At 72.9% G+C, this 14,304-nt stretch carries 18 protein-coding genes and 2 pseudogenes; 7 read left to right on the top strand and 13 right to left on the bottom strand.

Annotation, left to right across the window (positions count from 1 at the left end; translation table 11 throughout):
- Positions 1-27: 27 nt before the first annotated feature.
- Together ABUW04_RS20980 and ABUW04_RS20975 are read right to left on the bottom strand one after the other, a co-directional pair.
- Positions 28-1,065, bottom strand: a complete 1,038-nt coding sequence (locus ABUW04_RS20980; protein WP_380566196.1) for a L,D-transpeptidase — start codon at positions 1,063-1,065, stop codon at positions 28-30.
- Positions 1,066-1,172: 107 nt separating this feature from the next.
- Positions 1,173-1,733: a TetR/AcrR family transcriptional regulator gene (locus tag ABUW04_RS20975; RefSeq protein WP_380566195.1), complete on the bottom strand. Its 561-nt coding sequence runs from the start codon at positions 1,731-1,733 to the stop codon at positions 1,173-1,175.
- Positions 1,734-1,811: 78 nt separating this feature from the next.
- On the opposite strand from ABUW04_RS20975, the gene ABUW04_RS20970 reads away from it, so the two are divergent.
- The 3 genes from ABUW04_RS20970 to ABUW04_RS20960 all read left to right on the top strand — a co-directional run bounded on the left by ABUW04_RS20970 (position 1,812) and on the right by ABUW04_RS20960 (position 3,873).
- On the top strand, positions 1,812-3,119 hold the full coding sequence (locus tag ABUW04_RS20970) for an MFS transporter (protein ID WP_380566194.1): 1,308 nt from the start codon (positions 1,812-1,814) through the stop codon (positions 3,117-3,119).
- A gap of 55 nt (positions 3,120-3,174) precedes the next feature.
- Positions 3,175-3,534 carry a hypothetical protein gene (locus tag ABUW04_RS20965; RefSeq protein WP_380566193.1) on the top strand — a complete coding sequence of 120 codons (360 nt, stop codon included), beginning with the start codon at positions 3,175-3,177 and terminating at the stop codon, positions 3,532-3,534.
- A 93-nt stretch (positions 3,535-3,627) separates the two neighbouring features.
- A complete protein-coding gene (locus ABUW04_RS20960; protein WP_030259795.1) occupies positions 3,628-3,873 on the top strand; it encodes a DUF2630 family protein in 246 nt (81 codons plus the stop codon).
- Positions 3,874-4,168: 295 nt separating this feature from the next.
- Here ABUW04_RS20960 and ABUW04_RS20955 read toward each other — a convergent pair.
- The 4 genes and pseudogenes from ABUW04_RS20955 to ABUW04_RS20940 all read right to left on the bottom strand — a co-directional run.
- Positions 4,169-4,435 (bottom strand): annotated as a pseudogene (locus ABUW04_RS20955) (type B 50S ribosomal protein L31); the annotation flags it as partial.
- 112 nt (positions 4,436-4,547) lie between these two features.
- Entirely contained in the window at positions 4,548-5,360 is an 813-nt protein-coding gene (locus tag ABUW04_RS20950) for a VOC family protein (protein ID WP_051726029.1), read from the bottom strand.
- A 132-nt stretch (positions 5,361-5,492) separates the two neighbouring features.
- Complete coding sequence (locus tag ABUW04_RS20945; RefSeq protein WP_380566192.1) at positions 5,493-6,275, bottom strand: DNA-formamidopyrimidine glycosylase family protein; 783 nt, start codon at positions 6,273-6,275, stop codon at positions 5,493-5,495.
- 68 nt (positions 6,276-6,343) lie between these two features.
- A complete protein-coding gene (locus ABUW04_RS20940) occupies positions 6,344-7,210 on the bottom strand; it encodes an oxygenase MpaB family protein (RefSeq protein ID WP_380566191.1) in 867 nt (288 codons plus the stop codon).
- Positions 7,211-7,336: 126 nt separating this feature from the next.
- Between ABUW04_RS20940 and ABUW04_RS20935 the strand changes: the two genes are divergently transcribed.
- Complete coding sequence (locus ABUW04_RS20935) at positions 7,337-7,777, top strand: ATP-binding protein (RefSeq protein ID WP_380566190.1); 441 nt, start codon at positions 7,337-7,339, stop codon at positions 7,775-7,777.
- A 44-nt stretch (positions 7,778-7,821) separates the two neighbouring features.
- Here the strand turns inward: ABUW04_RS20935 and ABUW04_RS20930 are convergent, their stop codons facing one another.
- Both ABUW04_RS20930 and ABUW04_RS20925 read right to left on the bottom strand, forming a co-directional pair.
- Positions 7,822-8,631, bottom strand: coding sequence for an SAM-dependent methyltransferase (locus tag ABUW04_RS20930; protein ID WP_380566189.1), 810 nt, complete (start codon positions 8,629-8,631; stop codon positions 7,822-7,824).
- Positions 8,632-8,689: 58 nt separating this feature from the next.
- Positions 8,690-10,138: an MFS transporter gene (locus tag ABUW04_RS20925; RefSeq protein WP_380566188.1), complete on the bottom strand. Its 1,449-nt coding sequence runs from the start codon at positions 10,136-10,138 to the stop codon at positions 8,690-8,692.
- 90 nt (positions 10,139-10,228) lie between these two features.
- Between ABUW04_RS20925 and ABUW04_RS20920 the strand changes: the two genes are divergently transcribed.
- Complete coding sequence (locus tag ABUW04_RS20920; RefSeq protein ID WP_232242450.1) at positions 10,229-10,699, top strand: winged helix-turn-helix transcriptional regulator; 471 nt, start codon at positions 10,229-10,231, stop codon at positions 10,697-10,699.
- Positions 10,700-10,718: 19 nt separating this feature from the next.
- On the opposite strand, the gene ABUW04_RS20915 is transcribed toward ABUW04_RS20920, so the two are convergent.
- The 4 genes from ABUW04_RS20915 to ABUW04_RS20900 form a co-directional block, all read right to left on the bottom strand.
- Entirely contained in the window at positions 10,719-11,114 is a 396-nt protein-coding gene (locus ABUW04_RS20915; RefSeq protein ID WP_030259818.1) for a hypothetical protein, read from the bottom strand.
- 132 nt (positions 11,115-11,246) lie between these two features.
- Positions 11,247-12,200 carry a DUF2382 domain-containing protein gene (locus tag ABUW04_RS20910; RefSeq protein ID WP_380566187.1) on the bottom strand — a complete coding sequence of 318 codons (954 nt, stop codon included), beginning with the start codon at positions 12,198-12,200 and terminating at the stop codon, positions 11,247-11,249.
- A gap of 127 nt (positions 12,201-12,327) precedes the next feature.
- Positions 12,328-12,588: a hypothetical protein gene (locus tag ABUW04_RS20905; RefSeq protein ID WP_380566186.1), complete on the bottom strand. Its 261-nt coding sequence runs from the start codon at positions 12,586-12,588 to the stop codon at positions 12,328-12,330.
- 96 nt (positions 12,589-12,684) lie between these two features.
- Positions 12,685-13,194 (bottom strand): mycothiol transferase, encoded by a 510-nt coding sequence (locus ABUW04_RS20900; protein ID WP_198037572.1) that lies wholly within the window; start codon positions 13,192-13,194, stop codon positions 12,685-12,687.
- A 139-nt stretch (positions 13,195-13,333) separates the two neighbouring features.
- Between ABUW04_RS20900 and ABUW04_RS20895 the strand changes: the two genes are divergently transcribed.
- Both ABUW04_RS20895 and ABUW04_RS20890 read left to right on the top strand, forming a co-directional pair.
- Positions 13,334-13,690, top strand: a complete 357-nt coding sequence (locus tag ABUW04_RS20895) for a PRC-barrel domain-containing protein (RefSeq protein WP_030259828.1) — start codon at positions 13,334-13,336, stop codon at positions 13,688-13,690.
- 15 nt (positions 13,691-13,705) lie between these two features.
- On the top strand, positions 13,706-13,873 hold the full coding sequence (locus tag ABUW04_RS20890) for a hypothetical protein (protein WP_198037559.1): 168 nt from the start codon (positions 13,706-13,708) through the stop codon (positions 13,871-13,873).
- Between the two features lie 61 nt (positions 13,874-13,934).
- Here the strand turns inward: ABUW04_RS20890 and ABUW04_RS20885 are convergent.
- Positions 13,935-14,297, bottom strand: a pseudogene (locus ABUW04_RS20885) (ATP-binding protein); the annotation flags it as partial.
- Positions 14,298-14,304: the final 7 nt, after the last annotated feature.

Here is a 14,304-nt window from a genome sequence, read left to right as displayed (position 1 = left end):
GGCAGGTACGTCGCAGGCGCGCGGTTGCTACAGCGTGCCGGTCTGCTGGGCGCCGGTGGCGCTGGCGGCCAGCCACTGGGACCAGCTGAGGTTGAAGGAGGCGTAGCCGTTGTCGGCGGCGGCCTTGCCGCGGGGGGAGCCGGTGATGGTGATCGGGTCGCCCTGCTTGACGTAGTTGTAGAACCACTCGGCGTTGGTCAGCGAGAGGTGCACGCAGCCGTGCGAGCCGACGCTGTGGCCCGGCTGGGGGTCGCCGGTGGAGTAGTGCACATAGGTGCCGGAGTCGGTGAGGTGCACGTCCCAGGGCAGGGTCAGGTCGTAGTAGTCGGGGCTGGACTTGTCACAGCTTATGCCGACGCTGCAGGAGGTCATCCGCACCTCCTTCGACTTGTCGATCACGGCCATGGTGCCGTCCCAGGAGGGCCAGGCGGAGCTGCCGGCGTCGATGGGCATGGTGCGGACGACCTTGCCGGCGTTGCTGACCGTCATCGAGTGGCCGGTGACCGAGACCGTGGTCTCGACGTCGCTGCCGATGGTGAAGGTGTGCTGGTAGGAGTGGGTGCCGTAGTCGCCGTTGCCGTCGCCCACGTCGGTGAGGTCGGCGGTGACCGAGACCTTGGTTCCCGACTTCCAGTAGTTCTGCGGCCGCCAGTCCACCCGCCGGCTGCTGAACCAGTGCCAGGCGCCGGTGGTCGGGACCGAGGCGGAGACGGTGAGGTGCTGCTCGATGGCCTTGCGGGCGGAGGTGGCGACGGCCTTGGTGAAGACGATCGAGATCGGCATCGCGACGCCGACGTTGGCGGTGTCGGCCGGGGTGATCGAGTCCAGCAGCATGGCCGGTCCGGCCGGGTGCGTCGGCGACGGGCTGGCGCTGGGGGAGGCGCTGCTGCTGGTCCCGGCTCCGGCACCGGTGCCGGCCCCGGCGCTCGCGCTGGTCCCGGGGGCCACGCTCACGTCCGACGACCCCGCGCTCTTCGCCGTCGAGGTCGGGCCGCAGGCGCTCGCGCTCCCCAGCACCGCACCGGCCACCAGGGCTATCCCGATGGTGTTCATGATCCGCCGCACGTACTCGCTCCACTCACGTCATGGCATTTGGATATCCGAGTCCAAAGAGTCGGAACTCTACGCATGTGGTTGCAGAGGACACGTAAAGGCTGGGTAAAGATTCGGGCTCAGCGGGGTGCGGCCGCGTCCAGCAGCGCCTCGGCTGTGCTCCTGGCGAGTTCGGCGGCGGTGAGGTCGTGGTCCATCCGGGCCGAGATGGAGGTGCCGTCGTAGAGCAGCATCAGGGTCCGCGCCAGCCGCTCGGGGTCCTCGGCGCCCGCCTCCCTGGACAGGTCGGTGAGCAGGCCGCGCACCCAGCCCCGGTACTCGGCGGTGGCCTCCTGGATCCCGCTGTCCGGACTCGCCTCGGCGCTGGCGTTGACGAAGGCGCAGCCGTGGTAGTTGGGGGCGGCGATGGAGTCGGCGAGCGCGTCGAAGACCGCGAGCAGCCGCGCCCGGGGGTCCTGGTGCTGCTCGACCTTGGCGGTGATCCGGCGCCGGCGCGACTCGTGGCGGTCGGCCAGGTAGGCGCGGATCAGCCCGTCCTTGCTGCCGTAGGTGTTGTAGAGGGTCGCCTTGGCCACACCGGCCCGCTCGATCACCCGGTCGATGCCGACCGTGTGCACGCCCTCTTCGTAGAACAGTTCCGTGGCGGCGTTCAGGAGCCGCTCCCGCGCGGTGGTAGCCATGCCTTGACTTTAACAGACAGGTCTGTCTAGTGTAAGGGGCTACTAGACAGACCTGTCTGACTAATCTTGGGAGCACCCGTGACCTCGCACACCCGACGGTGGCACCTGCCGCGCGGCGTCGCCTTCTACCTCCAGGCGTCGATCGTGGTCTCCTTCCTCGCCGCTTCCAGTGCCCCGACCCCGCTCTACGCCGTCTACCAGGGCGAATGGGGTTTCTCCCCGATCACCACCACCGTGGTCTTCGGCGTCTACGCCCTCGCGGTGCTCGCCGCGCTGCTGGTCGTCGGCTCGCTGTCGGACCATGTCGGACGCCGTCCGGTGCTGCTGGCCGGCATCACCCTGCAGGCCGTCACCATGGTGGTGCTGACCACCGCGGGCGGGGTGCCCGAACTGCTGCTGGCCCGGGTGGTCCAGGGCCTGGCCACCGGACTGGCCGTCGGCGCGGTCGGCGCCGGGATGCTGGACATCGACAAGGCCAAGGGCACCATCACCAACGCCGTGGCGCCGATGACCGGCACCGCCACCGGCTCCATCGCCTCCGGCCTGCTGGTGCAGTACCTGCCCTGGCCGGTGCACCTGGTCTACCTGGCCCTGCTCGGCGTCTTCCTGCTGCAGGGCGTGGGCGTGTGGCTGATGGCGGAGACCTCCGAGCCCAAGCCCGGGGCGCTGGCCTCGCTGCGGCCCCGGCTCGGCATCCCCAGGACCGCCGTGGGCCCGGTGCTGACCGCCGTGCCGGTGCTGGTGGCGGTGTGGGCGCTGGCCGGCTTCTACGGCTCGGTGGCGCCCGCCGTGGTCCGGGTGGTCGTCGGCTCCGACTCCTCGCTGCTCGGCGGCCTGGCCCTGTTCGTACTGGCCGGCAGCGGCGCGCTGACCGTACTGCTGCTGCGCGACGCCCGGCCGCGGCTGGTGATGCTGCTCGGCATCGCCGCACTGATCCTGGGCGTCGGCGGCACCCTGCTCTCGGTCGACCACCGCTCCACCGCCGGGTTCTTCCTGGCCACCGCGCTGGCCGGGGCCGGCTTCGGCGGCGGCTTCCAGGGCGCGATCAGGACCACCGTCCCGCTGGCCGCCCCGCACGAGCGGTCCGGCCTGCTGTCCACCCTCTACGTGGTGTCCTACCTGGCCATGGGCCTGCCCGCGGTGATCGGCGGGGTGCTGGTGGTGCACGGCGGCGGGCTGCTGGCGACCACCCGCGAGTACGGCGTCGCCGTGATGGCCCTGGCCGCGCTCGCGCTGCTCGGCCTGGTCCGCCAGAGCCGCGGTCCCGCGGTCGGACGCTCCGTCCTGGTGGCCTCCTCCGCGCCGGTGTCCGAGAAGGCTCCTGAGCCGGTGCCCGAGCCGGTGGCGACGCAGGCCCGGGAGAACCGGGTGGTGTCCGGAGGTTAGAAGTGCGCCCGGTCCGGGAAGCCGCATTCCATGGCGGAGGGCGGGGATTGCGGACATGGCGATGACTGACGGACCGGCACTGACCCTGCGGGAGCAGCGGATCCTGGACGGCATCGAGGAACGGCTGCGTGCCGACACCGAGCTGGACCGGAGACTGAGCACGATGCGGCTGCACCGGCTGTGGCACCTGTGGCTGTTCCTGCGCGGCTCGCGCGGCGCGGTCGCGCTGGTACTGGTGGTCGCGGCCGGCGTGCTGCTGGCGGCCGAGGTCCCCGGGCGTCCCGGGCCGGCCGCCCTGGTCGCGGTCGTGCTGCTGCTGCTCCTGGCCGGTACCGTGCTGATCCCCCGGCTCGGGGTGGAGCGCCGCCGGGCCGACCGGCCCGGAGCTGAGGACGGCTGGGGCCGCGCGGCGTGAGTGCCGTGCCCTGATCGCCGTGCACAGTGCGGGCGGCGCGGGCAGGATGGGGCATCGGGGGCAGTCCCCACCAGGAAGCACCAGGAGGAGCGCATGCCCGACCCCGACATCCTGGAGGCCATCACCAGCATGGTCACCGCCGAGCACGAGTTGAGGGCCAAGGTCGCCTCGGGGGAGGCGGACCCGGACCAGGCGCACAAGCAGCTCGCCGAGATCGAGGTGCAGCTGGACCAGTGCTGGGACCTGCTGCGCCAGCGCAGGGCCCTGCGCGAGTTCGGGCAGGGCGAGGACGCCGCGGCGATCCGGCCCGCGTCCGAGGTCGAGGGCTACCGGTCCTGAGCGGTCCTGCCGCAGACGGTGAACCCGAGGGGCCCGGTGACGAACCGTCACCGGGCCCCTGTCCGCGTCCGGTTCAGGGCAGCTGCTTGTCCAGGGCCGCCCGGCCCTCCTCGGCCAGCCGCCGGCGGGCCCACTCCAGCGTCGCCGGGGTGACGTCCCGTCCGCTGGCCAGCACCAGGTCCTCCGGCGACAGCTCGCCGTCGCTGCCGGTGTGCAGCAGCGCGTCCGGGGTGACCTCGCCCGGAGTGGGGGTGCGCACCGCCTCGTCGTCACCGCCGCCGTCGTTGGCGCCACCGCCCCCGCCGGCGCTGCCGGTGCCACCGCCGCCGTAGCGGCGCTGGAACTTGGCGATCTCACCCTGCGGGTCCACGGTCCGGGCCCGGCCGGTGTGGAAGGGGTGGCTCTCGGCCGAGATCTCGACGTCCACCACCGGATACGTAGCGCCGTCGTCCCACTCGATGGTCTCTTCGCTGGTCGCCGTGGACCGGGTGAGGAAGGCGTAGCCGGCCGACCGGTCCCGGAACACGACGGGGTGGTAGTCGGGGTGGGAGTCCTGTCGCATGCTCACTCCAGGTAATCAGGAGACGGATGGTCCACGGACACGACAGTGCCACAAGCGGCCCGGATCGGCGCGGCTTCCGGAAGTCCGGCCCGGACCGCCCCGCGGACCGGGGTCAGTCGTTGCTGATCAGCGCGAAACGGGCGCCCTCGGGGTCCCGGAGTTCGGCGACGCGCCCGTAGGGGGAGTCGACCACCGGCACCACCGAGCTGCCGCCCAGCCGGACCGCCCGTTCGGCGGCACTGTCGGCGTCGTCCACCGCGAAGGAGACGTGCCAGTACGGGCGTTCCGCCTGCACGGAGCCGCCGGCGAGCAGCGGGTCCGCCTCGCGCAGGGCGGCGATCCGGTGGCCGCCGGCCCGCAGCACCACCCGCTCGTTCTCCCAGTGCACGTCCAGGTGCGCGCGGTCCTGTCCGGCCCAGTCGAGCACCTCGCCGTAGAACAGCGCGGCCGCGAACGGGTCGGTGCGCAGCTCCATCCAGGAGGGCGCGCCGGACATCTCCAGGATCCGGGTGGGCCCTGGCGTCCCCTGCCACAGGCCGAACACCGCCCCGGACGGGTCCACCGCGATGGCCACCCGTCCGGCGCTGACGTCGACCGGGCCGACGCCCACCGTGCCGATGCGCTCGCGCACCCGCTGGGCGGCGCCGTCGATGTCCTCGACGCCGAAGAACACCGTCCAGGTGGTCGGGGCGGTCGCCCAGCCCTGCGGCTGCGAGCCGATACCCGCCACCCGCTGGCCCTGGGCCACGGCGAAGGCGTAGGAGCCCCACCACTCCTCGTCGACCTCCTCGTAGTGCCAGCCGAGCAGCGCGCCGTAGTAGGCCTGCTGGGCGGCTGGGTCACGGGCGAGCAGGCTGACCCAGCTGGGGGCGCCCGGAATGCAGGGGACCCGAGGGGTGGTCCGGTTCTCGGCCGGTGCCGTCATCGCTTCCTCCTGGACTCAGGTTTGCCCACCGCGACGACTTTAGACCGTTTCGGGCGAATGCTCCGTTCGGCGCGACAGCAGCGCCCCGGAGTCCGCAGACGGCCCCGGGGCCCCGGGCTGCGCCAAGGGGGGCTAAGGCTGGCAGCGCGGGCACCAGAAGGCGACCCGGTCCTGCGGCGGGTCGCCGGCGGTGGAGCGGGCGATCCGGGTGCCGCAGCGGCGGCAGGGCTGCCCGGTGCGTCCGTAGACCCAGTTCCGCCGGTCGGAGCGGGTGTCCCCGGTGGTGGTGTGTCCCGGCCGGAGCCGGTTCAGCCAGAGCAGCCGGCGGGCCAGCGCCACCGTCCGCTCCGGGCGGGCCACCTCGCCGTACGGGGTCCACGGGGCCGCTCCGGCCAGGAAGCAGAGCTCGTTGGCGTAGACATTGCCGATGCCGGCCAGGTTGCGCTGGTCCAGCAGGGCGAGGACCAGCGGTCGGCCCGGGTCCTTCGACAGCCGCTCCAGCGCCTCGGCGGCGTCCCAGTCCGGTCCCAGCAGGTCGGGACCCAGATGGCCGACCGCGCGCTGCTCGTCCTCGGTCCGCAGCAGTTCGACCACGGGAAGCCGGTAGCCGACGGCGGTGTGCCCGGCGTTCCCCAGCACCGCCCGGATCTGCCAGGACGGGCCGCCGTCCCAGCGCTCGCTGCTGCCGTAGGTCGACCAGCGGCCGTCCATCCGCTGGTGGGTGTGCAGTGTCAGCCCGCCCTCGAACCTGGCCAGCAGGTGCTTGCCGCGCGGCAGCACCTCCAGCACCTGGCGGCCGGTCAGATCGGCGGTCGCGTGCGCCGGTACCCGCAGATCGGCGGTGGTCAGCCGCTGTCCGGCCAGCGCGGAGTGCAGCATCCGGGCGGTGCGGAACACCGAGTCGCCCTCGGGCACGGCTTCCTCCCTCTCTCGTGTCCTGCCACCCGCGTCCTGTTCCCCGCGTCCTGTTCCCCGCGGCCCCGCTACCCGTGGGCGGCGAGTCGGGCCCGTGCCTCCTTGAGGTGCGGGCCCTCGCGCAGTGCGGCGGGCAGCACCAGCAGCGAGGTGCGCAGCGAGCGGGTCGCCACCCGTGCGCCCAGGTCCGCCACCGGCCAGCCCGGGAGCCCGTAGAGGCGTCTGGCCCAGCGCGGCAGCGAGGCGACGCCCAGCGCCATTATCCCGGTCCAGGCCGGCCGCGCGGGGGTGGCCAGCGCGACCCAGAGCGGCATCGGCGGCAGCACCGCGAAGCGGGCGGCCTCGCGGGCCGCTGGACCGGCCCGCAGCTCCGGGCGGATCCGGTCGAAGTAGTCGTCCAGCTCGTCCACGGTGGCCGGCAGCGGAGCCGTCCGGGGGACGCCGAGCCGCCAGGCCGTCTCCCGCTGCTCGGCGACGTAGCGGTCCGCCTCGGCGGCGGTCAGCCGCAGCCCGCCGGCCCGGGTGACCCGCAGGAAGCTGTCCGTCTCGCAGCAGTGCACCCAGGTCAGCAGTTCGGGGTCGTCGGCGCGGTAGCCGGCGCCGGTGTCCGGGTCGGTCCCGCGCACCCGCAGGTGCACCGCGCGCACCCGGGCCAGCGCCGCCTCGGCCTGCGCGGTGCTGCCGTAGGTGACCGCGCCGACGTACTGCGCGGTCCGGAACAGCCGCCCCCAGGGGTCCTCCCGGTACCGGGAGTGCTCGGCCACCCCGGCCATCGCCAGCGGGTGCAGCGCCTGGAGCAGCAGCGCGCGCAGCCCGGCCGGCAGCATCATCGGGTCGGCGTGCACCCGCCAGGTCACCGACTGCGGTCCGAACAGCCCGAAGTCCGGTTGTCGCTGCGGTGGTTCGTCCGTGGTCCTGCTCGTCTCGCGCTCCATGCCGGGCTCCTACCCGCGGAACGGGCGGCCGGACCGGATTGGACGCCGGCAACGAGGGTAGACGTGCGGCTGTCGGCCACCGATCATGGGCGGGCCGACAGGTGGTGCGAGAGGCAGGAAGAGCCGATGGAAGGCCAGCAGGCGCGGGAAGTGGTGTGGCCGCGGCGGACGGGGCTGAGCGAGGGGGCGACCTACGACGGCAGGCGCGGGACCGTCGGCGCCGCACGCGTCTTCGTCTCCGACTTCCTGGACCGGGCGCAGAACGAGCACGGTGTCGCCGTCACCGCCGCGCTGCTGGAGGACGCCCGGTTGGTGACCAGCGAGCTGGTGACCAATGCCGCCAAGTACGCGCCGGGGCCGTGCCTGCTGGACCTGGACCTGGAGCTCGACGCCGGGATCCTGCGGATCACCCTGTGGGACACCCAGCCGTCGCTGCCGGTGCCCAGCGAGGCCGACCCGGCCCGGGTGGGCCGGCACGGCCTGGAGATCGTGCTGGCGCTGTGCCGGCGCTTCGAGGTCGAGCGCCAGGCCGGTGGCAAGCGGGTCCAGGTCGACCTGGAGCTCTGAACCGGGCATCCGGAACCGGGCATCCGGAACCGGGCGGGCCGCCGTCAGGGCTTGCGGGCCAGCGCGCAGAGCTGGGGCAGCGGGTAGACCGGCGCCGGGTCGTCGTCGGGGCCCGGGCGCCACTGCTCGCAGTAGACCACGCCGGGCGCCACGATCTCGAAACCCTTCAGCAGGTCGGTGACCTGCTCGAGCGAGCGCAGCCGCATCGGTGCGACGGTGCGGGAGTACTGCTCCGCCGCCCGCCCGATCCGGGCGGCGGACTCCTCCTTGTGGCTGCCGTGCGACACCGCCAGCCAGCTGCCGGCCGGGACCGCGTCGCGGTAGGCCGCGACCAGGTCGGCCGCCTCGGCGTCATCCGGGACGAAGTGCAGTACGGCGCTCATCAGCACGGCGACCGGTGCGTCGTCGGCCAGCAGCAGTCGCTCGACCACCGGGTCGGCCAGGATCGAGACCGGGTCCCTGAGGTCCCCGTCGACGGCCTCGGCACGGTCGTTGCCCAGCAGTATCCGCCGGCTGTGCTCCACCGCGACCGGGTCGTTGTCGACGTAGACCACGGCGGCCCGGGGGTGCGCCGCCTGGACGATCTCGTGCACGTTCCCCACGGTCGGGATGCCGGAGCCCAGGTCCAGGAACTTCCTGACGCCCTGTTCGGCGAGGTACCCCACGCACCGGGTCAGGAAGGCCCGGTTGGCCCGCAGGATGCCGGGCAGTTCCGGCATCACCGCGACCACCTCACGGGCGGCAGCGCGGTCGACCGGCAGATTGTGGTTCCCGCCGAGGTGGAAATCGTAGATACGGGCGATGCTGGGTCGCTCCGCGTCCACGTCCTCCGGGATCCAGGCCTGATCGGTCATCGCGTCCTTCCGGCTCTCCGAGGGGGTGAGCCCCAGTGTAGAGGGGAATGACGGCAGATCAGGGCCGGGTCATCCGACCTCGCGCAGGCAGGAGTTGGACCAGTCCGGCGGCCAGACCGAGGCCGGCGAAGACCCACCAGACGTGGTCGAAGGCGGCGACGGCGGCGGACGGTGCCGGGGCACCCAGGACGGCGACGAAGATGCTGATCCCCAGCACCGCACCGAGCTGCCGGAAGCTGGAGTTGACGGCCGATCCGATGGCGAAGCGCTCCGGCGGCAGGTGCTTGACCGCGGCGCCGGACTGGACCGGCAGGGTCAGTCCGATCCCCAGGCCCATCAGCAGCGTCCACGGCAGCCAGTGGGTCAGCCAGTGCGGGGAGCCGCCGGCGACCGTGGCGAATCCGGCGGCGGCCAGCGCCCAGGCGACCGCTCCGGCCAGCAGCACCGGACGGTGCCCGGTCCGCGCCGCGATCCGGCTGGAGGTCCGGGCGATCAACGCGACCAGCATCGGCCCGAGGGCGCTGGCCAGTGCGGAGCGCAGCACCGAGTAGTGCCAGACGGTCTGAAGGAAGATCACATTGGCGAGCAGCATCCCGTAGAACGCGGTGGAGAAGAGCAGGGTCGCCGCGTTGACCACCCGGAACTGGTGCTCCCGGAACAGCGACAGGTCCAGCACCGGCTGGGCGGCGGTGGCCGAGCGCCGCAGGAAGGCCGCGAGCAGCAACGCGGAGAGGACGAAGGCGCCGAGCACCCGGGGGTCGGACCAGCCCCAGTCCGGGCCCTCGACGATGGCCAGGCTCAGCATCGCCGGGGCGCCGGCGACCAGCAGCACGCCGAGCGGGTCGGGGATGCCGGTGGCCGCCGGGTCGCGGGTCTCCGGCAGCAGCCGCCGGCCGAGGACCGCGACCAGCACGCAGATCGGCACGTTGACCAGGAAGATCCAGCGCCAGGAGGCGTACTCGGTGAGCAGTGCGCCGATGGTCGGTCCAAGTGCGGCCGCCGCGGCCCCCATGGCGCCCCAGGTGCCGACCGCGACATGGCGCCGGGGTGCGCTGAACTCGGGCAGCACCAGCGCCAGCGAGGTCGGCACCACCAGGGCGGCGAACACCGCCTGCAGGGCGCGGGCCGCGATCAGCACGTCGGTGCCGGTGGCCAGTCCGCAGAGCCCGCTCATCAGGGCGAATCCCAGCATCCCGGTGAGGAAGACGCGCTTGCGCCCGTAGCGGTCGGCCAGCCGTCCGGCCGGGACCAGTACCGCGGCGAAGACCAGGCTGTAGGCGTTGAGCACCCAGGACAGGTGCGCCGGGCCGGTGTGGAAGCTGCGGCTGATGGTCGGGAAGGCGATGTTGACGATCGTGGTGTCGAGGAAGACCACGAAGACGCCCAGGCTGCCCAGCGCCAGCACGCGCAGGGCGTGCCTGCGGACCGCGGGGTCGTCATGGGGGTCGGCCTGCGCCCGGGGCGGTGGTTCCGCCAGTCCGCGCGCGGTCGAGTCGGTGGCGGACATGGCGGCTCCACGGAGTCAGTTGTGATTTCCTACGGACTCTTCGACGATAGCCATGTGCGTTGGAAACCACAACTGACTACGATGGGTCGTATGGACATCGACACGATGGTCGGGATGGAGACCATGGCCGACCGGGAGCCCAGGCCCCGCCCCTGCCCGGCCGCGGCCTCGCTGGAGCTGCTGGGGGAGCGCTGGACGCTGCTGGCCGTCCGCGAGATGCGCTACGGGGTGCACCGCTTCGAGCAGATCACCAGGTTCACCGGCGCCTCGCGCGACATCCTGGCCGACCGGCTGCGCAAGCTGGAGGCCGCGGGCGTGGTCGAACGCCGCCAGTACTCCGAGCACCCGCCGCGCCACGAGTACCACCTCACCGCCGCGGGCGAGGAGATCGGCCCGATCCTGCAGGCCCTGGCCCAGTGGGGGCAGAAGTGGGGCCCCGGCGGCACCGCCGAGTTCGCCCACGACTGCGGCCATCCGCTGGACGCGGTCAGCGTCTGCCGGCACTGCGGCGAGCCCGTCGACCGGGCGTCGCTGCGGGTCAGCCCGGAGCCGACCGGCTGACCCAGGGCCCGGCAGCCCGTCAGGCGTCCGGGGTCGGCCCGTCCGCGTCGCGCAGTTCGCGCTGCTCGGCGGCCCAGCTGCGGAGCTCCCGCATCCGCACCGGGTCGGTGGCGACGTCCTGGGTCACCACGGTGGTGATCCCGCCGCCGATGTCGACGACCTGCTGGTCCATCCGGCCGGTGGTGAGCATGCCCACGATGACCAGGAACTCCTCCATCACGTCCTCGGTGAGGAACTCCTCGTCGGCCTCGTCGACCGCGGTGTCGACCTGTTCGAGGCCGGACTCGTACAGCTGGCCGGCGCCCTCCAGCAGGGCGCCGAGGACCCGGAACTGGTCGGGGTCCATGTGCAGTTCGAGGGCCTCCAGATAGAGCGAGACCTGGTCCTGGGGGGTGGGTACGGCGAAGTCGTCCATGTCTCTCCTTCTGCCAGTCACCTGTCACCTGTCACCTGTCGCTTGCCCCCTGCCCGCGCAGACGCCGCTCCCGCGCCGGTGTGACGGGTCACACGCGGGCGGGAGCGGCGCCGGTCGGCACGGCCGGGAGGGTCACATGTCCCTGCGGGCCTTCGCGTCGGCGCTGGGGTCGTCGACCAGGTCGATCCGCTCCATGCGGACCTCCTCGTGCACGACCACCTGCTCGGTGACGTCCTCCACCCGCACCCTGACCCGCTCCACGGCGACCGCCTCCTTGCTGACCACGGGGCGCTCCTCGTAGAGCGTCACGTCCAGCTCGGACTCGGCGAAGTCGGCGTCGCCCATGGCGGCGCCGTGCTCACCGTCCGGGATCGGCTCACGCTCGACCCGGATCTCCTGGTGCATCAGCGGTACGGTGCGCTCGACCTTCTCGCTGGTCACGGTCTTGTGCAGGCGGGCGCGGCCGGCCTCGACCCGCTCGGTGCCGATGTGCAGCCGCTCCTCGTAGCGGGTCATCACCCGGCCGTCCCGGGCGCCCATGGCCAACTGGTCCTGGACCGCGTCGGGGTGGGCGTCGGTGGTGCCGAGCCGGTCCATCCCGGTCGGGGCGGTCATGCCGCCGGCCATACCGCCGGCCATGCCGCTCGTCGTCATGCCGTTCGCCATGGTGTCGGTCCCGCCGGCGGTCCTGCCGTCCGCGGTGCCCGTCGCCGTGCCGGTCGCCGTGCCCGCCGCGCCGGCGGTGCCGTTCATGCCCTTGCCGGCGGCCTCCGGCTGTCCCAGCCCGTAGTGCCGGTAGAGGGTCATCTCCTCCTCCACCGAGAGGTGCCGTCCGGTCTCCAGCTCGGGGGCGCTGTCGACCTGGGACTTGGCGTAGGCCAGCCGGACGTCGTTGTCGACCAGGACCGCGCCGCCCAGCGGGGCGAAATGGCCCTTGCCGCCGAACAGACCGCCCTTCACGGTGACCCACTGCGGGGTGCCGGTGCTGTCGTCCAGGTACACCTCGTCGGCCTGCCCGATCTTGTGGCCTTCGGCGTCGAGAACCTTGTGCCCGATCACCCGGGCCGGGTCAAGCGTCGTACTCACAACTACCTCCATGGAGGTGAGGGGGTGCGGCGGCCACGCCGGCATCCGCACAGCGACAGAGAAACGCCACGCCTCGACGGTGCGCCCGACCCCTCGGACCCGCAACTCGGGGTGCCCCGTCCGTCACTCAGGGCGCGGGCGTGGGCGGCCTGGTCAGCCGCAGCCGCTGGTCCAGGTGCGCGTCGATCCACCCCAGCAGCCGCTGCACCTCGGCCCAGTCCCGGGCCGAGCGGGCCCGGGACAGCAGCGCGGTCGCCTGCGCCAGGGCGTGGTCCAGGCCCGCCACCGGGTGCGCCGGCGTCACCTGGGGGATGCCGTAGCGCACGGCCGGCTCCGGCTCCCGCCGCGCCGTGCTTGACCGGAACCGCCAGAGCTTCCCTGCGCGCATGGTCCACAACCCCCTGCCGGACGGATCGGGCTCGCCAAGGCCCCTGCCCGCCGCGAACGGCGTGACACATCCGACGGTACGTCACCCGGGGCGGCGTCAGCGCCGTCGCAGCAGCCCGCGGACGTAGGCGGCCTGGCCGACGTGCTGCAGGTCGTCGGAGACGATGCTGACCAACCGGACCGCGAGGGTGACCGGCGGACGGTAGGAACTGTCCACCACCCGGTCCAACTCGCCCTCGCCCAGGCCCTTGAGGAAGCGCAGGGTCTGCTGGTACACCGCGTGGTGGTACTCCTGCAGCAGGTGCACCGAGACGCCCTGGAAGTCGCCCACCTCCGTGCTGGACTGGCCGTAGCCGATGGCCTCCGGTGGGTAGGGGAGGCGGAACCGCTCCTGCCAGCCGTCGGCGAGCCACACCTGCTCCAGGTCGCCGGCCGCGGCGATGTGGTCGTCCTGGACCCGGGTCAGGTGCCAGACCAGCCAGCCGATGGAGTTGGCCCGGGGGCCGACCCGGGCGACCAGGTCGTCGCCGCTGAGATCCTGGAGCACGTCGGTGACGGTCCCGCTGATCCGGCCGAAGGCGTCGGCGAGCAGATCGGTGCTTGTCACGGCCATGATGGCGGTGTCCTCCCGGTAGGGCGGCCGGTCGCTCCGCCAGGGCGTGCGCGGGGCGGACCGGGGGCAGATAACACAGCAGACAAACACTACGTCCGACGCAGCGGCACCGAAGGTTCGGAGAGGAATCGCAGTGATCGAGGTCGGGGACATCCGCGAGTGGCGCACCCATGACGTGGTCGATACATCAGGACATCGCATCGGTTCGCTGGAGGCGGTCTATGTGGACACCCGAACGGACCAGCCGGCCATGGCGACGGTGCTGATCGGCCTGCCGTCCCGGCGCCGGCTGGTGTTCGTGCCGCTGGCCGAGGCGGTGGTGGGCCCCGGCTACGTCAAGGTCCCCTACGCCAAGAGCCTGGTGAAGAGCGCGCCGTCGATGGGCACCGACGACGTGCTGGCGGCCGAGAACGAGAAAGCGGTGTTCGACCACTACGAGCTCCCGTACCAGCAGGGAACGGACGGCGAGCGCCAGCTCGCCCGGGGCTGAGAAGGGGATGCGGCCATGACGGTCTTCCTCACGGTGATCATCATCGCGATCGTGCTGGGCATCATCGGCTTCGTGGTGCACGGGCTGCTCTACCTGCTGGTCATCGGCTGTCTGCTGCTGGCCGCCGACCTGGTCTGGATGGGGGCGCGCTGGTCCCGCAACCACCGCCGTCCGGTGCGGTAGCGCCGCCCGGCCCGGCCGGGTCCCGGGGGTCCCAGGGCACGAAGGCGTGGATCTCCTTGCCGTCCCGGTGCGGGACCACCCTGACCTCCCGGGCCAGGCGCTGCACGGTGGGCCAGCCGAAGCCGCCGGTCCCGGCTCCCAGGTCCGGTGGGCGGGCCAGCGGCGCCACCGGGTTGCCGTCACGGACCGTGATCTGCACCTCGCCGGGCTGCCGGGCCAGGCACAGGGTCAACGCGCCCGGGGCGTGGCGCACCGCGTTGGTGACCAGCTCCGAGACCACCAGCAGGACGTCCCCGGGCGCACCCGGGTCGGTCGGGAGGCAGCTGCGGGTGAGGGCGCGCAGGAAGGCGGCGACGGCCGCCCTGGCGCGGCCCGCCGTTCCGCTGCCGCCGTCGAGGTCGAGGCGGAGCTGCGGGGCGCCCACGCCCTCG

Source organism: Streptacidiphilus jeojiensis (assembly GCF_042510965.1).
GTDB lineage: Bacteria > Actinomycetota > Actinomycetes > Streptomycetales > Streptomycetaceae > Streptacidiphilus > Streptacidiphilus jeojiensis.
This window is presented reverse-complemented; position numbering and strand designations above follow the sequence as displayed.